The sequence below is a fragment of the Kitasatospora purpeofusca genome (assembly GCF_000718025.1).
Classification (GTDB): Bacteria; Actinomycetota; Actinomycetes; order Streptomycetales; family Streptomycetaceae; genus Kitasatospora; species Kitasatospora purpeofusca.
Map to the genome: position 1 here is coordinate 160,923 of NZ_JODS01000002.1, position 20,611 is coordinate 181,533.

The 20,611-nt window shown below is 76.0% G+C and carries 14 protein-coding genes and 1 pseudogene; 9 read left to right on the forward strand and 6 right to left on the reverse strand.

The features are described 5' to 3' along the window. Window positions 1-71 precede the first annotated feature (71 nt). Window positions 72-401, reverse strand: a complete 330-nt coding sequence (locus IF01_RS51520) for a dsRBD fold-containing protein (RefSeq protein WP_244215438.1) — start codon at window positions 399-401, stop codon at window positions 72-74. Beyond that, window positions 384-845 (reverse strand): annotated as a pseudogene (locus IF01_RS51525) (universal stress protein); the annotation flags it as partial. The pseudogene IF01_RS51525 and the gene IF01_RS51520, both read right to left, overlap by 18 nt. Before the next feature lie 231 nt (window positions 846-1,076). Between IF01_RS51525 and IF01_RS0103840 the strand changes: the two are divergent. Together IF01_RS0103840 and IF01_RS0103845 are read left to right on the forward strand one after the other, a co-directional pair. Further along, window positions 1,077-2,342, forward strand: a complete 1,266-nt coding sequence (locus IF01_RS0103840) for a CapA family protein (RefSeq protein WP_063764125.1) — start codon at window positions 1,077-1,079, stop codon at window positions 2,340-2,342. A 45-nt stretch (window positions 2,343-2,387) separates the two neighbouring features. Beyond that, window positions 2,388-2,954 carry an NUDIX hydrolase gene (locus IF01_RS0103845; protein ID WP_051754890.1) on the forward strand — a complete coding sequence of 189 codons (567 nt, stop codon included), beginning with the start codon at window positions 2,388-2,390 and terminating at the stop codon, window positions 2,952-2,954. 28 nt (window positions 2,955-2,982) lie between these two features. On the opposite strand, the gene IF01_RS41260 is transcribed toward IF01_RS0103845, so the two are convergent. From IF01_RS41260 to IF01_RS0103860, 3 genes are all read right to left on the reverse strand, one after another. After that, the gene (locus IF01_RS41260; protein WP_051740154.1) at window positions 2,983-3,684 is read right to left on the reverse strand and encodes a siderophore-interacting protein; all 702 of its coding nucleotides are present in this window, start codon (window positions 3,682-3,684) and stop codon (window positions 2,983-2,985) included. A gap of 117 nt (window positions 3,685-3,801) precedes the next feature. Further along, window positions 3,802-4,587: a TetR/AcrR family transcriptional regulator gene (locus tag IF01_RS0103855; RefSeq protein ID WP_078879636.1), complete on the reverse strand. Its 786-nt coding sequence runs from the start codon at window positions 4,585-4,587 to the stop codon at window positions 3,802-3,804. A 4-nt stretch (window positions 4,588-4,591) separates the two neighbouring features. Continuing rightward, complete coding sequence (locus tag IF01_RS0103860) at window positions 4,592-5,908, reverse strand: MFS transporter (RefSeq protein ID WP_063764126.1); 1,317 nt, start codon at window positions 5,906-5,908, stop codon at window positions 4,592-4,594. A gap of 276 nt (window positions 5,909-6,184) precedes the next feature. On the opposite strand from IF01_RS0103860, the gene IF01_RS0103865 reads away from it, so the two are divergent. The 6 genes from IF01_RS0103865 to IF01_RS0103890 all read left to right on the forward strand — a co-directional run bounded on the left by IF01_RS0103865 (window position 6,185) and on the right by IF01_RS0103890 (window position 12,001). Beyond that, on the forward strand, window positions 6,185-7,042 hold the full coding sequence (locus tag IF01_RS0103865) for a 2,3-dihydro-2,3-dihydroxybenzoate dehydrogenase (RefSeq protein ID WP_030391811.1): 858 nt from the start codon (window positions 6,185-6,187) through the stop codon (window positions 7,040-7,042). Window positions 7,043-7,284: 242 nt separating this feature from the next. Then, window positions 7,285-8,484 carry an isochorismate synthase DhbC gene (dhbC, locus tag IF01_RS0103870; RefSeq protein WP_030391812.1) on the forward strand — a complete coding sequence of 400 codons (1,200 nt, stop codon included), beginning with the start codon at window positions 7,285-7,287 and terminating at the stop codon, window positions 8,482-8,484. Window positions 8,485-8,600: 116 nt separating this feature from the next. Further along, on the forward strand, window positions 8,601-10,289 hold the full coding sequence (locus IF01_RS0103875; protein WP_030391813.1) for a (2,3-dihydroxybenzoyl)adenylate synthase: 1,689 nt from the start codon (window positions 8,601-8,603) through the stop codon (window positions 10,287-10,289). Window positions 10,290-10,353: 64 nt separating this feature from the next. Continuing rightward, complete coding sequence (locus IF01_RS0103880) at window positions 10,354-10,986, forward strand: isochorismatase family protein (RefSeq protein WP_030391814.1); 633 nt, start codon at window positions 10,354-10,356, stop codon at window positions 10,984-10,986. Between the two features lie 5 nt (window positions 10,987-10,991). Next, the gene (locus tag IF01_RS0103885) at window positions 10,992-11,216 is read left to right on the forward strand and encodes a phosphopantetheine-binding protein (protein WP_030391815.1); all 225 of its coding nucleotides are present in this window, start codon (window positions 10,992-10,994) and stop codon (window positions 11,214-11,216) included. Next, complete coding sequence (locus IF01_RS0103890) at window positions 11,216-12,001, forward strand: AMP-binding protein (protein WP_030391816.1); 786 nt, start codon at window positions 11,216-11,218, stop codon at window positions 11,999-12,001. Before IF01_RS0103885 ends, IF01_RS0103890 begins: the two co-directional genes overlap by 1 nt. Window positions 12,002-12,068: 67 nt before the next feature. Here the strand turns inward: IF01_RS0103890 and IF01_RS0103895 are convergent, their stop codons facing one another. Beyond that, entirely contained in the window at window positions 12,069-13,253 is a 1,185-nt protein-coding gene (locus IF01_RS0103895; RefSeq protein ID WP_037778886.1) for an amidohydrolase, read from the reverse strand. Between the two features lie 128 nt (window positions 13,254-13,381). Here IF01_RS0103895 and IF01_RS0103900 point away from each other — a divergent pair, with 128 nt between their 5' ends. After that, window positions 13,382-20,605, forward strand: coding sequence for a non-ribosomal peptide synthetase (locus tag IF01_RS0103900; RefSeq protein WP_051754891.1), 7,224 nt, complete (start codon window positions 13,382-13,384; stop codon window positions 20,603-20,605). Window positions 20,606-20,611: the final 6 nt, after the last annotated feature.

Below are 20,611 nucleotides of genomic sequence, written 5' to 3' on the forward strand. Positions count from 1 at the left end.
GTCAGTCGTCGATCTTCGGCCGTCGGCCGTCAGGGGCGTTCGTGGACCGTCGTCCCCCGGCAGCCAGCATGTCACTCCTCGGCGGACCCGGTGGCGTGCCGGGTGCCCGCCCGGAGCAACTGGTGGCCGAGGTCGATCAGCGCCCGGCCGACCGCGAACTCGTCGCCCACCGCGGGCGCCGGATCGTCGAGCGGATTGCGGCGGGCGTACGCGTCGCTGTGCAGCACCGCGCCGTCGGCGTCCAGCACGGCGTGCACCCGGGTGGTGTCCCGCTCCTCCACCAGGTGCAGGCTCAGCTGCCAGTCCTTGGTGGTGCGGACGGCGGGCTGCTCCTCGCCGGCACCGGCGGCGAGGCGCGGGGACGGCGCGGCGGTGGTCCCGTCCGCGCGGACGATCACCACCGGGCACGACCCGTGCGCCGCGCACCGGGTGCTCACCGACCCCAGCAGTGTCCGGGCGAAGGTCCCGCGCCCGCGACTGCCCAGCACCAGCAGCTCCGCGCCCTCCGCCAGCTCCAGCAGTACCTCGGCCGGATGCCCGAGCAGCAGGGTCTCCGTCACCGGCACCGGCCGGTCCCGGCCGACCACCTCGTCCACCTCGGCGGTCAGGGTGCGCATGGCCGTCCGCTCGAAGTCGTCGTCCGGCAGCGGCACCAGCCACCCGTGCAGCGAGGGCGGCTCCCACGCGGCCACCGCGTGCACCGTCGCCCCGGTCAGCGCCGCCTGCCCGACCGCCCAGCGCAGCGCGGCCCTGGACGGCGCCGAACCGTCGATCCCGACCACGATCCGCCGCCCGGTGTCCGCGCTCCCGTTCCCAGCCCCACTGCCCGTCCCGTTGTCAGTCATGACCCACCACCTGCCGTCCGGTCCCCGAGCCTCGCCCGCTGCCTCCGCCGAGCCCGCGTCGCACCTCCGTCCTGGCGGCCTCCGCCCGGCTTCCGCCGTGCCTCCCTACCTCCACGCTGCCACTCCGCGCGCCACCCGGCGGCCCGGCGCGGATTGTGGCGGTGGCGCGGAGGCGGCGCGGGGGAGTGGCGTAGGCTGACCGCTTCCGGATCGACCCTTGGGGGAACAGACATGCGCCGTGCCGCGGCCGCCGTCGCACTGCTGCTGGGGCTGATACCCGTGGCCGCCTGCGGACCGGACGACCCCGACCCGGCCGCCGTCAAGGCCTCCCGCTCCGCCAAGGCTGCCGCCGACGCCGCCGCTGCCGCGAAGGCCTCGCCGGACGCCGCCGGTTCCGGCGCCGCCGGGGACCAGGCCGCCTCCGACAGTGCGGCGCCCCGCCCGGACGGCAGCATCACGGTGGCGTTCGCCGGGGACGTCCACTTCGAGGGCCGCACCGAGGAGCGGCTCTCCGTGCAGCCGCCCGAGACGGCGCTCGGACCGATCTCCAAGAGCCTCGCCGCCGCCGACCTCTCCGTCCTGAACCTGGAGACCGCGATCACCGATCGCGGCGCGCCCGAGGCCAAGACCTACACCTTCCGCACCTCCCCGAAGGCGCTCACGGCGCTCAAGGACTCCGGCGTCGACGTCGTCTCGCTCGCCAACAACCACGCCGTCGACTTCGGCGCCGACGGTCTCGCGGACACCCTCGCGGCCAAGGCCGCCTCGCCGCTCCCGATCGTCGGTTTCGGCCGCAACTCCCAGGAGGCGTACGCCCCGTACGTCACCACCGTGCGTGGGGTGAAGGTGGCGGTGGTCGCCGCCAGCCAGGTCGAGGACCTCACCAACCAGAAGTGGCGCGCCGGGGCGACCAAGCCCGGCATCGCCTCGGCGCTGGACCAGGCCGCGGTCGTCAAGGCGGTCGAGGAGGCGAAGAAGCAGGCACCGGTGGTGCTGGTCTACCTGCACTGGGGGGACGAGGGCAAGGCCTGTCCGACCCCCGCCCAGACCGCCATCGCCAAGAAGCTCGCGACCGCGGGAGCCACCGCCGTGGTCGGCACGCACGCGCACACCATGGTCGGCTCGGGCATGCTCGGCTCCACCTACATCGGGTACGGCTTCGGCAACTTCCTCTGGTACGGCACCTCCAACTACGCCAACTCCAACGAGACCGGCGTCACCACCCTGACCCTGGGCCCGAACGGCAAGGTGCTCGGCGAGGCGTTCGCGCCGGCGACCATCGACGACAAGGGCGTGCCGGTGCCGCAGACCGGCGCCGCCGCGACCGCCGCGCTCAAGCGGCGGGACGGGCTCCGGGGCTGCACCGGCCTCGCCCCCGTCCCGGGGGCCGCCGCCGGGCCCGCGTCCGGCTCGCCGTCCTCCCCGTCCGCGCGCACGTCCGCGCCCGCTGCCCCGGCCGCGCGGAGTGCCGCGCCCGCCCCGACCGCCTCGCGCTGAGCGTCGACGGAGCAGTGGTGGGAGCGCGGCAGTGAGGGAGCGGCAGTGACCGAGTGGACGGTGCACGGGCGGCGCCAGGTGTACGGCTCGCCGTGGGTGGAACTCTGGCTGGACGATGTCGACATCCCCGGCGTCGGCCGGGTCGACCACCATGTGCTGCGGATGCCCAAGGAGTGCGCCGTCGCCGTGGTGACCGACGCCGAGGGCCGCTTCCTCATGCTCCACCGCCACCGGTTCATCACCGGTCGCTGGGCCTGGGAACTGCCCGCGGGCTGGGTCGAACCCGGCGAGAAGCCCGCTGCGGCGGCCGCGCGCGAGGTCGAGGAGGAGACCGGCTGGCGGCCGGGGTCGGTCGAGCCGTTGACGGAGTTCGACGCGATGTCCGGGATCTCGACCATGCACTTCCACGCCTTCCACGCCACCGGGGCGACGCCGACCGGCGGGCCGGTCGACCGGTCCGAGGCGAGCCGGGTGGAGTGGCTGACCGAGCGCCAGGTGGTCGGACTGCTGACCTCGGGCGAGGTGGCGGACGGCGCCTCGCTGGCGGCCCTGTCCTACTTCCTGGGCCCGCACCGCCTCTCGGCCGGCGGAACGAGTCTGAGCAGCAAGTAGACCTGCCAGGATGTGAACTGGGGGTCGGTCAGTCCTTGTGGTTCGCCTCGCCGAGCTTCCAGTAGCCCTTGCCGTGGACGCGTTCGCGGGGCAGCGCCCAGTCGGTGAGCAAATGGCGGCGGACGGTCGCCACGGCCTGCGACTCCCCGGCCAGCCAGGCCGTGGTGCCGGGCGGGACGTCGGTCGCGAGCAGGGTGTCCGTGAGGGTCCGGCCCTTGGCACGGCCCTGGGGGCGGACCAGCCAGTGGGTGGTCAGACCGGCCCGGGCGGGCAGCGGCAGGGTGGCCCCGGCGGCATCGCCGACCTCGGCGAAGAGCGTCACCGGTACGGTCGGCGGGAGCTCCTCCAGGACGGTGAGCGCGGCGGGAAGGGCGCTCTCGTCGGCGGCGAGCAGGACGTGCCCGGCGCCCTCGAAGGACGGCCGGCGGCCGCGCGGGCCGGCGATCCGGGCCGGGTCGCCCGGGCGCGCGGTCGCGGCCCAGCGGGACAGCGGGCCGTTGCCGTGCAGCACGACGTCGATGTCCGTCTCGCGCTCGGCGGGGCGGTGGTGCCGGATCGTGTAGGCCCGGGAGTGCCCGTCGGGGGTTGCCAACTTCACCCACTGGGTGGCGTGTTCGACAGCGAGGGTGTCCAGGGTCGGTCCGGCCAGGGTGAGCCGGAGCAGGGCGGGGGTGAGCGGGGTGACGGCGGTGACCCGTACGTCGTGGGTCGGCCGGGGGCGACGGAACACGGAGACTCCAGGGAAGAGGGTGGCGCCGGCGCGGGCCCGGGGAGATCGACACGGGTGGCGCGGTGCGGCGCGGAAGGGAGAAGCGGGAAGAAGGGGTGGAGCGGGAAGGGGCGGGGCTCAGCCCGGCAGGTGCTGGTCGAGCAGCGCGTCGACGAACGCGGGGTCGAGCGGGCGGCGCAGCACCAGGGCGCGGTGGTAGAGCGGGGCGAGCAGGGCGTCCAGCAGTACGGCGGCCTCGTCGGAGGCGTTCCCGTCGGCGGTGCGCCCGAGGCAGGCGCGGGTGTGCTCGACGTCCCGGGCGCGCAGCGCGTCCAGAAAGCCGTCGTGCAGCAACTCGGCGGTACGGGCGTCCAGTTGGGCATGCCCCAGGAGCGCCTGCAGCACCTTGCCGGCCGGTGCGGCGCCGAGGAAGTCCGCGAACCGGTGGATGTAGGCGCGCAGGTCGGCCGGGTCGGCGGGGGACTCTGCGGGCCAGGCGAGACCGGTGGCGGCGTCCAGGACGAGGTTGTCGAAGAGGATGTCCACCTTCGACTTCCACCAGCGGTAGATGGTCTGCTTGGCGACCCCGGCGGCGGCCGCGATGCCCTCGATGGTCAGGCCCTCGAAGCCCACCTCGACCAGGAGGTCGTCGGTGGCGTTCAGGACCGCCAGCCGCGCGGCCTCGCTGCGCCGGCCGCTTCCGCCGGTGGTCGCCCCCTCGCCCTTGACCGCGTCGCTCTTCGTCGCGCTCCCGCTCGCCCGGGCCGCGCGCGCGGCGCCGGCGGCACGACCGCCGACGGCACGGTCACCGGTGGCGCGGCTCGCGCCGGACCGGCTTCCGGTGGCGGGGCGGGGCTGGGCGGCGATGGCGGTGTGGTCCTTGTCCGGGGGCGGCTGCTGGCTGTTGACGACGGTGGCGGCCATCCTCTCACGCCTGCCCGGCCGGGGCGGCCGGTGCCGGTTCAGCCGTCGCTGTCGCCACCGCCACCGCCACCGCCACCGGCCCCGGCACCGGCGATGCCCCGTGCCGGGGTCGGCGGACCAGCCCGGCGGCGACGGCGAGGGCCAGTACGGCGACCGCCGCGCTGAAGGTGACCCCGGCGGTGCGCAGCCCGGTCGCCCGGACGAGCACGCCGACCCCGATCACCGGCACCGAGAGCATCGTGAACAGCACGGCGAAGAACGCCGACACCGCCTCGCCGCGCCGGCGCGGCTCCACGCCGCCGTTGACGGTGCCGAGTCCGGTGCCGATCGCGGTGCCGGTGGCGAGGCCGTTGACGCAGGCGCCGAGCAGCAGCGGCGGCAGCGTCCCGCCGAGCAGGGCGCCGGCCACCAGCGCGGCGGCCAGGACGAGTCCGGCGCAGGCCAGCGGCAGGGCGCGGGCCGGTGGCAGGACGCGGACGAGCAACTGTCCGACGGCGGTGGAGAGGAAGGCCAGGGCGACCACGAGTCCGGTGAGCGCGTGGTTGTGCAGGCCGAGCACGGTGGCCAGGAAGAGTCCGCTGACGGCGGTCAGCACGCCGGTGACGGCGAATCCGGCGCCGCCGGTGAGGGCGGCGCGCAGGAACGCGGGTCGGATGCCGGGTGGGACGTGCGGTATCCGGAACCGGGCGCGGGCCCCAAGGGCGGAGCCGCCGGTCCGGCCCGCGCGGCGAACCTCGGCGGGCACCGTCTCGGGGACGGCGAGCAGTCCGAGCAGGGCGGCGCCGGTGAGGACGAGCGTCACCGTCCAGGGCAGGCGCAGCGGTGCGTCGGCCCATTCGGCGAGGGCGCCGGCGAGCAGGGTGCCGCTGGCCAGCCCGCCCATGTTGGCGGCGAGCGCGACGGTCTGGGCGCGCAGCCGGCGCTCCGGCGGGGCGAGGTCGAGCAGGGCGGCCGTGGCGGCGCCGGTGACGAGGGCGGCGCCGAGGCCGGAGAGGACCCGGGCGGCGAGCAGCCAGGGCAGCGAGTCGGCGAGTTCGAACAGGGTGGCGGCCGCCGCGGCCAGCAGCAGGGCGGCCAGCACGACGGGGCGTCGGCCGATCCGGTCGGAGAGCCGGCCGAGGGTCAGCAGACCGGCGACGACGCCGAGCGCGTAGACGGCGAAGACCACCGTGACGGTGAAGGTCGAGAAGCCGAAGGCGTGCTGGTAGAGCGGGTAGAGCGGGGTCGGGACGGTGGTTCCGGCCATGGTGACCCAGAACGCGAGGGCGACGGCGGCCGGGGCGATCGGGCCGCCGGGTCGCCGGGGCGGGGCGGAGGGCATGGGTGCTCCTCGGGGGTGACGGTGTGGGAGGAGGGCGCGTCGGGGCCTTCGGTCGGGGCCCGCGCCTCGGAGCTGAACATGGACGCAACGTTGCGTCTCGATTCAATGCCCCGACGCTACACCGGACGCAACGTTGCGTCTACATTCGCTCGCCGGCCGGCTCCCGGTCGACGGATGCGCTTCCCGCTTCCGGCCGAACGCACTTGACGACCCCGCAGGGTCGGTCCGTACCGGCGGGACCCCTCGGAGAGTCCGAACAATTGTGTTAGGTTAGGCTTGCCTAATGTTGCTGGTCGGAGGGGATTTTCAGTGCAGCAGTCCGAACTCGCGGGCGCCGTCGCGATGGTCACCGGCGCCGGACAGGGGATAGGCGCGGCGGTGACGCGCGCGCTGGTGGCCGCCGGTGCCGTCGTCGCGGCGGTCGACCGCAATCCCGGTCCGCTCGCCGAGCTCGCCGACGAGCTGTCGGTCCGTCCGGCCGGGACCGCCCCCGGTGGTGCGGCCTCCGGCGGACCCGTCCACCCCTACCTGCTGGACGTCTCCGACGCGGCGGCGGTCGAATCCACCGTCGAGCTGATGGAAGGCCAACTCGGCCCGATCGGCATCCTGGTGAACGTCGCGGGAATCCTGCGTGTCGCCCCCGCGGTGGAGCTCACCGACCAGGACTGGGCGGACAGCTTCGCGGTCAACACCACCGGAGTCTTCCACACCACCCGGGCGCTCGGCCGACGGATGGCCGAGCGCGGCGGCGGCGCCATCGTCACCGTCGGCTCCAACGCGGCCGGCGTCCCGCGCACCGGGATGGCCGCCTACGCGGCCTCCAAGGCGGCCGCCACCATGTACACCCGGTGCCTGGGTCTGGAACTCGGCCGCTCCGGGGTGCGCTGCAACATCGTCTCGCCCGGCTCCACCGACACCGAGATGCAGCGCGGCCTCTGGCAGGACGACGCGGCGGCCGCCGAACGGCGCGTCATCGACGGCGACCCGACCAGCTACCGGGTCGGCATCCCGCTCGGCCGGATCGCCCGACCCGCCGACATCGCCGAGGCGGTGACGTTCCTGGTCTCCGACCGGGCCCGCCACATCACCATGCACGACCTCTACGTCGACGGCGGCGCCACCCTGCGGGCCTGACGCCCCGGCGCGGGCCCCGGGCCGGACCCGGCCCGCCCTCCAGCACGACTCCGCGACGGCCCCGCCCCGGTCCGTCGCGGCCCCCGACACCCACAGCGGGGCCGGGCCCCCGGGGCGAGCAGCACCGGGGCCCGGCGCCCCACCGGGACCGCGCCCCCACCGGGGCGGGCCCCGGACCAGACCACCGCCGACCGCCGCGACGAGCAGCGTCCGGCGACCACTCGCAGACTGGGAGATTCCAGGTGACCACGGTGCACCACGCCCCCGCCGGGACGGACCACACCGTCATCGGCGCGGCCAGCGGGCTGCTGGGCCGGTATCGGGCCGCGGCCGACGAGGCGTTCTTCGCCTCCCCGACCCGCACGCTGCTCGCCGAGGGCGTGCACGCCCGGGTGCCCCAGGACGGGCGCCCGCTGGTCGACCGGGTCGCCGAGACCCTCGCCCGGGCCCGCCGGGACGGCGTCGAACGCCCGCTGGTGGTGGGCGCGGTGGCGTTCGACCACGACAGCCGGGCCGAGCTCGCCGTCCCCGCGACGCTCCGCACCTGCGGCGCGCTGCGCGACGACCCGCTGATCGCGCTGCCCGCCCCGGCCGCCGACCGGATCGACTGGGACGTCCGCCCGGTGCCCGCGCCCGAGGCGTACGGCGCCGGCGTCGCCGAGGCCGTGGAACTGCTCCGGGCCGACGGCGAGCTGAGCAAGGTCGTGCTCTCCCGGACCCTGGAGCTGCACGCCGACCGCCCGCTCGACCTGCCCGCGATCCTCCAGCGCCTCGGCCGCCGCGACCCCGGCGGCTACACCTTCGCCGTTCCGGCCGGCGGCGGCCGCACCCTCATCGGCGCCAGCCCCGAACTGCTGCTCTCGCGCAGCGGCACGGCCGTCGTCGCCAACCCGCTGGCCGGCTCGGTGCCGCGCAGCGCCGACCTCGGCGAGGACGTCCGCCGCGCCGCCGCGCTGCTGGAGTCGCCCAAGGACCTCCAGGAGCACGCCTTCGTCGTGGACGCGATCCATGCCGCGCTCGCGCCGTACTGCCGCGACCTGGTCGTGCCGGAGCGCCCCACCCTGGTGCGCACCGCCGCGATGTGGCACCTGGCCACCACCATCACCGGCGAGCTGATCGACCCGGCCGTCTCCGCCCTGGAGCTGGCCGTCGCCATGCACCCGACCCCGGCGGTCTGCGGCAGCCCGACCCCGCTCGCCCGCGAGGCGATCCGCGGCATTGAGCCCTTCGACCGCGGCCTGTACACGGGCATGGTCGGCTGGGGCGACGCGGACGGCGACGGCGAGTGGGTGGTCACCCTGCGCTGCGCCGAGGCCGACGAGCGCACGCTGCGGGTGTTCGCCGGTGCCGGTGTGGTCGCCGAGTCCCGGCCGGAGTCCGAACTCGCCGAGACCAGCGCCAAGTTCCGCACCTTCCTGGACGCCGCCGGGGTGCCGCAGTGACCGGCCCGACCACTCCGGGAGCCTCCGCAGTGACCGACCCGACCGCCCCGGGAGCCTCCGCCGTGACCGGCCCGACCGCCCCGGGAGCCTCCGCCGTGACCGATCCGCACCACCCGATGGCCGAGGTGCTGGCCGGATTCGCCCCGTACCCGGACGAGTTCGCCGCCCGCTACCGGGCCGACGGCCACTGGCGCGGCGAGACCTTCGGCTCGATGCTGCGCGAGCGCGCGGCCGCCCACCCCGACCGGATCGCGATCGTCGACCCGACCGGCGGCAGCGGCGAGGACCCCACCCGCCGCTGGACGTACGCCGAACTCGACCTGCGGGCCGACCGGATGGCCGCCGGACTGCGCGCCCGGGGCATCCGCCGGGGCGACCGGGTGGTGGTCCAGCTCCCCAACACCGCCGAGTTCTTCGAGCTGGTCTTCGGGCTGTTCCGGGTCGGCGCGCTGCCGGTCTTCGCGCTGCCCGCGCACCGCTACACCGAGATCTCCTACTTCTGCGCCTTCACCGGCGCGGTCGGCTACGTGGTCCCGGCCGTCGAGGGCGGCTTCGACCACCGTGAACTGGCGAGCCGGGTGAAGGCTGAGACGCCCTCGCTGCGGCACGTCCTGGTGGTGGGCGGGGACGCCGGGGAGCACACTCCGCTGGCCGAGGTCCCGGTCGACCCGGCCGATGCGGCCGGCGCGCCCGGTGAGGAGCCGCAGCCCGGGGACGTCGCCTTCCTCCAGCTGTCCGGGGGCAGCACCGGGGTGCCCAAGCTCATCCCGCGCACCCACGACGACTACATCTACTCGCTGCGCGGCTCGGTCGAGCTCTGCGGCCAGGACGAGAACAGCGTCTACCTCGTGGTCCTGCCCGCCGCGCACAACTTCCCGCTCAGCTCGCCGGGTTCGCTCGGCACGCTGTACGCGGGCGGCCGGGTGGTGCTCTGCCCGCAGCCGAGCCCGGAGACGGCGTTCCCGCTGATCGAGCGCGAGGGCGTGACCATCACCGGCCTGGTGCCGCCGCTGGCCCTGCTCTGGCTGGACTCCGCCGAGCGGATCCGCGAGGCCGGGGGCAGTGCCGGTCTGGAGAGCCTGGAGGTGCTGCTCGTCGGCGGCGCCAAGTTCAGCGAGGAGGCGGCCCGGCGGGTGCGCCCGGTGCTGGGCTGCACCCTCCAGCAGGTGTTCGGGATGGCCGAGGGACTGGTCAACTACACCCGGCTGGACGACCCGGAGGAGGTGATCGTCACCACCCAGGGCCGGCCGATCTCCCCGGACGACGAGGTGCGGGTGGTCGACGACGAGGACCGCGACCTGCCCGACGGCACCACCGGCCACCTGCTCACCCGCGGCCCGTACACCATCCGCGGCTACTGGAACGCGCCCGAGCACAACGCCGCCTCCTTCACCGCGGACGGCTTCTACCGCACCGGTGACCTCGTCCGCCGCACCGGCACCGGCCACCTGGTGGTCGAGGGCCGGGCCAAGGACCAGATCAACCGGGGCGGCGAGAAGGTCGCCGCCGAGGAGATCGAGAACCACCTGCTGGCCCACCCGGCCGTGCACGACGCGGCGGTGGTCTCGATGCCCGACCCGTACCTCGGCGAGCGCACCTGCGCCTACGTCGTCCTGCGCGAGGAGCACCGCGCGCAGCCGCCGAAGTCCGTGGAGCTGAAGCGCTTCGTGCGGCAGCGCGGGCTGGCCGACTTCAAGGTGCCGGACCGGGTCGAGTTCGTCGACGCCTTTCCCGCCACCGGCATCGGCAAGGTCAGCAAGAAGGACCTGCGCGCCGCCATCGCGGCCTCCCTCACCTCCTCCTGAGCCCCGACCCCCGAGTCCCCGCCTCCCGACCTCCCAGTCTCCCGAACGTTAAGGACGCACCGCCGTGGGCCTGCCCCGCATCCCCTCCTATCCGATGCCCGCCGCCGCCGAGCTGCCGGCCAACCGGGTCGACTGGACGGTCGACCCGTCCCGCGCCGTGCTGCTGGTGCACGACCTGCAGAACCACTTCATGGGCGCCTTCGACACCTCGGCCTCCCCGGTCACCGAGCTGCTCGCCAACATCAACCGGCTGCGCGCCTGGGCCGCCGAGCACGGCGTGCCCGTCGTCTACTCGGCGCAGCCGGGCGGGCAGAGCGCCGAACAGCGCGGTCTGCAGCAGGACTTCTGGGGCCCGGGGATCCCGGACGACCCGCGGGCGGCGGCGATCGTGGACGAGGTCGCCCCGGCCGAGGGCGACCGGCTGCTCACCAAGTGGAAGTACAGCGCCTTCGTCCGGACCGACCTGGACGAGCTGCTGCGCGAGCAGGGCCGCGACGAGCTGGTGATCACCGGCGTGTACGCGCACATCGGGGTGCAGGCGACCGCCTGCGACGCCTGGATGCGGGACATCCGGGCCTTCGTGGTGGCCGACGCGGTCGCCGACTTCGGCGCGGACGAGCACCGTGCCGCGCTCAGCTGGGTGGCCGGGCGCTGCGGCGTCGTCACCGGTACCGACGCCGTCCTGGAAGGGAAGTGACAGCCATGGCCTTCACCGTGGAGCGAATCCGGGCCGAGGTCGCCGACCTGCTCGGCGAGGACCCGGCGGACATCCCGCTGGACGAGAACCTGGCCGACTGGGGCCTGGACTCGGTGCGGCTGATGGCGCTGGCCGAGCGCTGGCGGGCCGAGGGCGCCGAGGTGGCGTTCCTCCAGCTGGCCGAGCGTCCGGCCGTCGAGGCCTGGGCCGAACTGCTGGGCGCGTCCTGATGGAGTCCGGCACGGCGGTGGCGAGGCCGCCGCGGACGGAGCGGTGGCCGGCCACCACGGTGGTCGGGCCGATCGAGGCCCAGGCGGCGCGGACGCCGGACGCCCCGGCCCTGCTGCCGGCCGGCGCGGCGCCGGTGGGCTACGGCGAGTTGAACGCCGCAGCCAACCGGATGGCCCGCTGCCTGGCGGACCGGGGCGCCCGCCCCGGCACGGTCGTCGGCCTCGCGCTGACCCGCCCGGCCGACCTGGTGCCGGCGCTGCTGGCGGTGGCCAAGTCGGGTGCGGCGTACCTGGCGCTGGACCCGGACGACGCCCCGGGGCGGCTGTCCTGGCTGCTGGCCGACGCGGCGCCGGTGTGCGTGCTGGGGGAGGGGGTGCCGGACGCGGAGCGGCCGAGCCCCGCCGAGCTGGCCGGGCGGGCGGACACCGACCCGCCGCGGGCGCTGACCCCGCAGCATCCGCTGTGCCGGGCGTACGGGCCGGGCGGGCGTCCGGCCGGGGTGTGGACCACCCATGCCGAGGTGGACCGCCGGGTGCGTGAGCTGCAGTCCGCGTACGGGCTGGGCCCGGGCGACCGGGTGCTGCAACTGGGGCTGCCGCTGTGGGAGTTCCTGTGGCCGCTGCGGACCGGGGCGGCGCTGGTGCTGGCCGACCCGGACCGGCCGGGCGAGGTCGGGGAGCTGGTCCGGGAGGCCGGGGTGACCGCGCTGCGTGCGGCGCCGGCGGTGCTCGGCGAGCTGCTGCCCGAGCCGGGGCCGGTGCACCTGGTCCCGGAGCGCGGCTGACGGACCCGACGGACAGCGGCCGACGGACCTCCGAGTCCGTCGGCCGCCGCCCGTCCTCGGCCGCGCGTCACCGCCGCGGCGCCGCCGCGAAGTCGGCCGCCGTCCACGCCAGCGCGACCGCGCCCTCCAGGATCGCCCGGTCCGCCTCCGGCGAGACGGCGGCCTCGACGAACGCGGCCTCGTGCGGGCCGCAGGAGCCGCCGGTGATGTCCAGGACCGGGTGGATGGAGGGGACGGCGTGCGAGACGTTGCCCATGTCGGTGCAGGCGAACGGCCCGCTCTCGACCGGCTCCGGGCGGCCCGCCGCCGCCGCGTTGGCCCGCCACAGCGCGAGCAGTCCGGTGTCGCTGCGGAAGTCCAGGTAGTCCGGCTCCGGCCGGGTCAGCTCGACCTCGCACCCGGTGGCCAGCGCGCCGGCCCGGAAGCAGTCCTCGACCCGCTCGCGCAGCGCCGCGAGGTCCTCGGCGGCGGAGGTCCGGATCTCGTACTCGGCGGTGGCGCTGTCGGGGATGAGGTTGGGCGCCGTGCCGGCGGCCGTGGTGATGCCGTGCACCCGCCACTGCGGCGGCAGTTGCTGCCGCAGCAGCCCGAGCGCGACCTGGGCGACGGTGAGGGCGTCGGCGGCGTTGCGGCCCTCGTGCGGGTTGAGGCTGGGGTGGGCGGCGCGCCCGGTGAAGCGGACGGACAGGGTGCCGAGCGCGAAGGAGTGGAAGTCGGCGACCTCCACCGGGCAGGGGTGGACCATCATCGCGGCGTCCACGCCGTCGAAGGCGCCGGCGTCCAGCAGCAGCGCCTTTCCGGCGCCGCGCTCCTCGGCCGGTGCGCCGATCACTCGGACGGTGAGTCCGAGCCGGTCGGCGTGGGGGGCGAGGCCGAGCGCGGCGCCGAGACCGGCGGCGGCGATGAGGTTGTGGCCGCAGGCGTGGCCGAGGCCGGGCAGGGCGTCGTACTCGCAGACGATCGCGACGGTGACCGGTCCGCTGCCGGTGCTCGCGCTGAACGCGGTGGGCAGGCCGCCGGTGCCGGGTTCGACGGAGTAGCCGTGCCCGCGCAGCAGTTCGGCGCACCACTCGGCGGCCCGGTGCTCCTCGAACGCGACCTCCGGGTGGGCGTGGATGCGGCGGCTGAGCGCCAGCAGCTCGTCCCGGTGGGCGAGGACGCGCTCGCGCACGGCCTCCTTCGACGTGGGGTCGGCCGGTCCGGCGGCGACCGCCGGACCGGGCGCGGGCACGCTCGCGTTCAAGGGGGACATCGGCGCCTCCGGGGCTGTCAGGGCCTGCCCAGCGGCAGGCTGTTGACCAGACAATATGCAGATAGCTTAGGCTAACCTAACCAGGTAATTGGCGTGCCGTCCGCCGGACCCGAGGAGCTTTCAGAACCATGCGTCGCCACCAGGCCGCGTCCGACCCCGTCGCCGTCCCCGCCGCAGCCGACGTACCGCTGCTCGCCACCCAGGCGGCGATCTGGTACGCCCAGGCGCTCGACCCCGACAGCCCGGTCTACAACACCGGCGACGCCGTCGAGATCACCGGCCCGCTCGACGCCGGACTGTTCGAGAGCGCCCTGCGCCGCACCGTCGACGAGGCCGACGCGCTCTCCGCCGTCGTCGTCACCCCGGACTCCGCCGCCGCCGACGGACCCGACAGCGGCGAGGACACCGACCCGGCGCCCCGTCAGCGGCTCACCCCCGGCCGTCCCTGGACCCTGCACCACCTCGACCTGCGCGCCGAGGCCGACCCGGAGGCCGCCGCCGAAGCCTGGATGCGCGCCGACCTGGCCCGCCCCGTCGACCTCACCGAGGGCCCGCTCTTCACCCAGGCCCTGATCCGCCTCGCCGAGGACCGCCACTGGTGGTACCAGCGCGTCCACCACCTCGCCGTCGACGCCTACGCGCTCACCCTGCTCACCGGCCGGGTCGCCGAGCTCTACACCTCGCTCACCGCCGGCACCCGCCCCACCGACCGCACCTTCGCCACCCCCGCCGAGGTCGCCGCCGAGGAGGCCGCCTACCGCGCCGGCCCCGAGCACGCCGCCGACCGCGCCTACTGGCGCGACCGCCTGGCCGGAGCCGACGCCCCCGCCACCCTCCCCGGGGGCACCCCCGCCGGCCCCGCCGGACTGCCCCGGCTGGCCACCTCCCTCCCCGCCGGCACCCTGCCCCGGCTGGAGGCCGCCGCCAAGGCCGCCCGCGCCACCTGGGCCGAACTCGTCGTCGCCGCCACCGCCGGCTACCTGCACCGCCTCGCCGGCACCGAGGACGTCGTGCTCGGCCTGCCGCTCGCCAACCGCCGCGGGCCCGCCGCGCTGCGCACCCCCGTCGCCACCGCCAACGTGCTGCCGCTGCGCCTCGCCGTCCACCCCCGCGACACCGCCGCCGAACTGCTGCGCCGGGTCGTCCTGGAGGTCCGCGACGTCCGCCGCCACCAGCGCTACCCGCTGGAGGACCTGCGCCGCGACCTCGGACTCACCGGCACCCGCCGCGCCCTGTTCGGACCGATGGTCAACATCAAGGCCTTCGAGCGCGACCTCGACCTCGCCGGCCTGCCCGGCACCGTCCGCAACCTCGCCGCCGGCCCCGTCGACGACCTCGCCCTCGCCGTCTCGCCCGGCCCCGACGGCGCCCTGCGGATCGGCCTGGAGGCCCACCCCGACCAGTACGGCGCCGACGCCCTCGCCGCCCACCGCGACGGCCTGCTGCGCTACCTCGACGGCCTCGCCACCCTGCTGCTCGACGCCCCGCACACCCCGATCGCCCGGATCGACCTGCTCGACCAGGACGCGCTGCGCCGCGCCACCGCCGGCCGCACCGAGCCGCCCGCCACCCGCACCGTGCCCGAACTGCTCGCCGGACAGGCCGCCCGCACCCCGGACGCGGTCGCCCTGCGCAGCGGCGGCACCACCCTCACCTTCGCCGAGCTCGACGCCGCCAGCAGCCGCCTCGCGCACCGCCTCACCGACCTCGGCGTCCGCGCCGGCACCCCCGTCGCCCTCGCCATGCCGCGCGGCGCCGACACCCTGGTCGCGATGTTCGCCGTGCTCAAGGCCGGCGGCGCCTGCCTCTCCCTGGACCTCACCCACCCCCGCCGGCGGACCGCCGACATCCTCGACGACACCCGCCCGGTGTGCGCCGTCGGCACCGCCGAGGCCCTCGCCGCGCTCCCCGGCGCCGCCGACCGCCCCGCCGTCGCCCTCGACGACCCCGCCGTCCGCGCCGAACTCGCCGCGCTGCCCGCCGGACCGCTGCCCGCCCCCGACCCGGCGCACACCGCCTACCTGCTGCACACCTCCGGCTCCACCGGCCGCCCCAAGGGCGTCGTGGTCACCCACGCCTCGCTCGCCAACCTCGCCGCCGGCCACGACGAGGACCACATCACCCCCGCCCTCGCCCGCACCGGCCGCCAGCGGCTGCGGATCGCCCACAGCGCCTCCTTCGCCTTCGACGCCTCCTGGGACCCGGTGCTGTGGATGCTCCACGGCCACGAGCTCCACCTGCTCGACGACGGGACCTACCGCGACCCGGCCGCCCTCGTCGGCCACGTCCGCGCCGAGCGGATCGACTACCTCGACGTCACCCCGTCCTACCTGGACGTGCTGATCGCCGAGGGCCTGCTCGCCGAGGACGCCCACCGCCCCGCCGTGGTCGCGGTCGGCGGCGAGGCCACCCCCGAGCCGCTCTGGCGCCGCCTCACCGCCGTCGACGGCCTGCGCCCCGTCAACCTCTACGGCCCCACCGAGACCACCGTCGACGCCTACACCTGGACCCCCGGTCCGGACGGCGCCCCGGTCGGCAAGGTCGTCCGCGGCTCGCGCGCCTACGTGCTCGACGGCTCGCTGCGCCCCGCCCCCGACGGCGCCGCCGGCGAGCTCTACGTGGCCGGCGCCTGCCTCGCCCTCGGCTACCTCGGCCGCCCCGACCTCACCGCCGAACGCTTCCTCGCCGACCCCTTCGGCCCGCCCGGCAGCCGGATGTACCGCACCGGCGACCTCGTTCGCCGCCGCCCCGAGGGAACGCTGGAGTTCCTCGGCCGCGCCGACGACCAGGTGAAGATCCGCGGCTTCCGGATCGAGCCCGGCGAGATCGCCGCCGTGCTCGGCGAACTCCCCGGCGTCGACCGGGCCGTGGTGATCGCCCGCACCGGCCCCAGCGGCAAGCGGCTGCTCGGCTACGCCGTGCCCGCCGCCGGCGCCGTGCTCGACCCGGCCGCGCTGCGCTCGGGCCTCGCCGCCCGGCTGCCCGAGCACATGGTGCCCGCCGCCGTGCTCGTGCTCGACGACCTGCCGCGCACCGGCAACGACAAGCTCGACCACCGCGCCCTGCCCGAGCCCGAGTCCGACGCGGCCGAGGCGGGCGCCGCGCCCGCCACCCCGCAGGAGGAGATCATCTGCGGGCTGTTCGCCGACCTCCTCGACCTGGCCGGACCGCTCTCCCGCGACGCCGGGTTCTTCGACCTCGGAGGCCACTCGCTGCTGGCCGGCCGCCTCGCCGCCCGGCTGCGCGAGGCCCTCGGCGTGGCCGTCGGCTTCGCCGACGTCTTCCGCCACCCCACCCCGGCCGCCCTCGCCGCCCTGCTGCGCGAGCGCTCCGCCCCCGAACCCCGCCCCGCCCTGGTGCCGGTCGAGCGCGCTGAGCGGCTGCCGCTCTCCCCGGCCCAGCGCGGCCTCTGGTTCCACTACCGGCTGGAGGGCCCCAGCCCCACCTACAACATCCCGCTCGCCCTCACCCTCACCGGCCCGCTGGACCGCGACGCCCTCGCGCTCGCCGTCGGCGACCTCGTCGCCCGCCACGAGACCCTGCGCACCGTCTACGGCGAGTCCGCCGACGGCGAGCCCTACCAGCGGATCCTGCCGCCCGCCCCGGTCGAACTCCACACCGGCACCGGCGAGATCACCGACGCCGTCCGCCACGCCTTCGACCTCGGCACCGAACCGCCGCTGCGGGCCAGCCTGTTCGCCCACCAGGACGGCACCCACACCCTCCTGCTGCTGCTCCACCACATCGCCGGCGACGGCGCCTCCACCACCCCGCTGGCCCGCGACCTGGCCGCCGCCCACACCGCCCGCCTCGCCGGGCGCGCCCCCGAACTGCCGCCGCTGACCGTGCAGTTCGCCGACCACGTGGACTGGCAGGCGAAGCTCCTCGGCACCGGAGAGGCGCCCAGCGCCCTCGCCGTCCGCCAGCTCGACCACTGGCGCAAGACCCTGGCCGGCCTGCCCGACCAGCTCGATCTGCCCACCGACCGCCCCCGGCCCGCCGTCGCCTCCCACCGGGGCGCCACCGTGCCGTTCCGCCTCGACGCCGACGCCCACACCGCGCTGGCCGCGCTCGCCCGCACCACCGGCACCAGCGTCTTCACCGCCGTCCAGGCCGGCCTGGCCGCGCTGCTCACCCGGCACGGCTGCGGCACCGACATCCCCGTCGGCACCCCCGTCGCCGGCCGCGACTCCGACGAGACCGCCGCCCTGGTCGGCTACTTCGTCAACTCCGTCGTCCTGCGCACCGACACGTCCGGCGACCCGACCTTCCGCGAACTGCTCGGCCGCACCCGCACCGCCGTCCTCGGCGCCCACGACCACGCCGACCTGCCCTTCGACCGCCTGGTCGAGGAGCTCAACCCGCGCCGCTCGCTCGCCCGGCACCCGCTGTTCCAGGTCATGCTGGCCTGGCAGTCCGTCCCCGACCGGGCCTTCGCGCTCGGCGGCGGCCTCACCGCCACCGTCGCCGCGATCCCCTCCGGCACCGCCAAGTTCGACCTCACCCTCAACGCGGGCGAACTGCGCGAGGGCGGCATAGCCGGCTTCCTGGAGTACCGCACCGACCTCTTCGACGAGGCCACCGTGCGCGCCCTCGCCGAGCGCCTGGCCCGACTGCTCACCGCCGCCGCCACCGCGCCCGACACCACGATCGGCCGGCTCCCGCTGATCGGCGCCGAGGAGCACCACCGCGCCCTGGTCGAGTGGAACGGCACCCCCGTCCGCTCGGAGCCCGGCGCCACCCTGCCCGAGCTGTTCGAGGCCGCCGCCCTCGCCGACCCGGAGGCCACCGCCGTCAGCTGCGACGGCGAGACCCTCGGCTACACCGAACTCGCCGCCCGCGCCGACCGGCTGGCCCGGCTGCTGGCCGCCCGCGGCATCGGCCCCGGCACCATCGTCGCCCTCGCCCTGCCGCGCTCCCTCGACCTGGTCACCGCCCTGCTCGCGGTCGCCAAGTCCGGCGCCGCCTACCTGCCGCTCGACCCCGAGTACCCGGCCGACCGGCTCGCCTACATGCTCGCCGACGCCGCGCCCGCCGCGCTGCTCACCGACACCGCGACCGCGCCCCGGATGCCCGAGCACCGGGTGCCGCAGATCCTGGTCGACGGCGGCGAGGCGGACACCCACCCGGCCGTCCCGCTGGCCCAGCACGAGCGCACCCGGCCGCTCACCGCCGAGGACACCGCCTACGTCATCTACACCTCCGGCTCCACCGGCCGCCCCAAGGGCGTACCGGTCACCCACCACAACGTGGTCCGGCTGTTCTCCGCCACCGACCACTGGTTCGGCTTCGGCGCCGAGGACGTGTGGACGCTGTTCCACTCCTACGCCTTCGACTTCTCGGTCTGGGAGCTCTGGGGCGCCCTGCTCCACGGCGGCCGGCTCGTCGTCGTCCCGCACCTGGTCAGCCGCGACCCGGCAGCCTTCCTCGACCTGCTCGCCCGCGAGCGGGTGACCGTCCTCAACCAGACGCCGTCCGCCTTCTACCAGCTCAGCGCCGCCGACCGGGAACGGCCCGGCACCGAACTCGCCCTGCGCTACGTGGTGTTCGGCGGCGAGGCACTCGAACTCGGCCGCCTCGACGACTGGTACGAGCGGCACGCCGACGACGCGCCCACCCTGGTCAACATGTACGGCATCACCGAGACCACCGTGCACGTCTCCTACATCGCCCTGGACCGGGCGAGCGCCGCCGCCGGCAGCAGCAGCACCATCGGCGTCAACATCCCCGACCTGCGGATCTACGTGCTCGACCAGTACCTGCAGCCCGTCCCGCCCGGCGTCACCGGCGAGATGTACGTGGCCGGCGCCGGCCTGGCCCGGGGCTACCTCGGCCGCCCGGCCCTCAGCTCCGAGCGCTTCGTCGCCGACCCCTACGCCGAACTGTTCGGCGAGCGCGGCACCCGGATGTACCGCTCCGGCGACCTCGCCCGCCGCCGCGCCGACGGCGTCCTGGAGTACTTCGGCCGGGCCGACCAGCAGGTGAAGATCCGCGGCTTCCGGATCGAACTCGGCGAGATCGAGGCCGTCCTGGCCGCTCACCCGGCGGTCGCCGACGCCGCCGTGACCGTCCGCGAGGACGTGCCCGGCGACAAGCGGCTGGTCGGCTACGCCGTCCTCGCGCCCGGCGCCGACCCGGTCACCGGCGAGGAACTGCGCACCCGCACCGCCGCCGACCTGCCCGTCCACATGGTGCCGTCCGCCGTCGTCCTGCTCGACCGGCTGCCGCTCACCGCCAACGGCAAGCTCGACCGGCGCGCCCTGCCCGCCCCCGACGCCCCCGCCGCCGGGGCCGGCCGCCCGCCCCGCAACCCGCGCGAACAGCAGCTCTGCGAACTGTTCGCCGAGGTCCTGGGAGTGCCGGCGGTCGGCGTCGAGGACGACTTCTTCGCCCTCGGCGGCCACTCCCTGTTGGTCGTCCGGCTCGCCGGGCGGATCCGGGCCGTGCTCGGCCTGGAGGTCGGCATCGGCACCCTGTTCCAGGCGCCGACCGTCGCCGCGCTCGACACCGCGCTGTCCGCGGACACCCCCGGCGCCGACGCGCTCGACGTCCTGCTGCCGCTGCGGCCCGTCGCCCCCGGCCGCCGCAACCCGCTCTTCGCCGTCCACCCGGCCGGCGGCCTCAGCTGGTGCTACACCGGACTGATCCGCAACATCCCGGCGGACGTGCCGATCTACGGCCTCCAGGCCCAGGGCGTCGGCGCCGCCACCGCCGGCGAGCCGCTGCCCGCCACCATGGAGGACCTCGCCGCGCACTACGTCGACCGGCTCCGCGAGGTCCAGCCCGAGGGCCCCTACCGGCTGCTCGGCTGGTCCACCGGCGGCATCATCGCCCACGCCATGGCCGCCCGGCTGGAGGAACTCGGCTGCGTCGTCGAACTGCTGGCCGTCCTCGACGCCTACCCGGCCGAGGGCTTCCGCGACCTGCCGGTGCCGGACCAGGCCGAGGCCCTGGAGGCGCTGCTCACCATGGGCGGCTTCGGCCCCGAGGACCTCGACGGCCGCCCGCTGGAACTCGCCCACGTCACCGAGGTGCTGCGCCGCGAGGGCAGCCCGCTGGCCGGTCTCGACGACGCCACCGTCGAGGCGCTGAACCGGATCTACCTGCACATCAACCAGCTGGTGCGCGAGTACGACCACCGCCGCCTCACCGGCGACGTGCTGTTCTTCCGCGCCGTCGTCGACACCATCGACGACACCCTGGTGCCCGAGCTGTGGACCCCGTACGTGGCCGGGCGGATCGACAACACCGATGTCGCCTGCTCGCACAAGGACATGACGCTGCCGGAGCCGATCGCGCACATCGCGGGCGTCGTCGCCGAGCACCTCACCGCCCTCGACGCCGGCCGCTGAACCCGG

What these genes read in the sequence shown, in the direction of transcription:
- IF01_RS0103840 (WP_063764125.1), top strand. Translation starts at nt 1,077, where the DNA reads ATGCGCCGTGCCGCGGCCGCCGTCGCACTGCTGCTGGGGCTGATACCC.
- IF01_RS0103855 (WP_078879636.1), bottom strand. Translation starts at nt 4,587, where the DNA reads ATGGCCGCCACCGTCGTCAACAGCCAGCAGCCGCCCCCGGACAAGGAC.
- IF01_RS0103860 (WP_063764126.1), bottom strand. Translation starts at nt 5,908, where the DNA reads ATGCCCTCCGCCCCGCCCCGGCGACCCGGCGGCCCGATCGCCCCGGCC.
- IF01_RS0103875 (WP_030391813.1), top strand. Translation starts at nt 8,601, where the DNA reads ATGGCCGAGGTGCTGGCCGGATTCGCCCCGTACCCGGACGAGTTCGCC.
- IF01_RS0103885 (WP_030391815.1), top strand. Translation starts at nt 10,992, where the DNA reads ATGGCCTTCACCGTGGAGCGAATCCGGGCCGAGGTCGCCGACCTGCTC.
- IF01_RS0103890 (WP_030391816.1), top strand. Translation starts at nt 11,216, where the DNA reads ATGGAGTCCGGCACGGCGGTGGCGAGGCCGCCGCGGACGGAGCGGTGG.
- IF01_RS0103895 (WP_037778886.1), bottom strand. Translation starts at nt 13,253, where the DNA reads ATGTCCCCCTTGAACGCGAGCGTGCCCGCGCCCGGTCCGGCGGTCGCC.
- IF01_RS0103900 (WP_051754891.1), top strand. Translation starts at nt 13,382, where the DNA reads ATGCGTCGCCACCAGGCCGCGTCCGACCCCGTCGCCGTCCCCGCCGCA.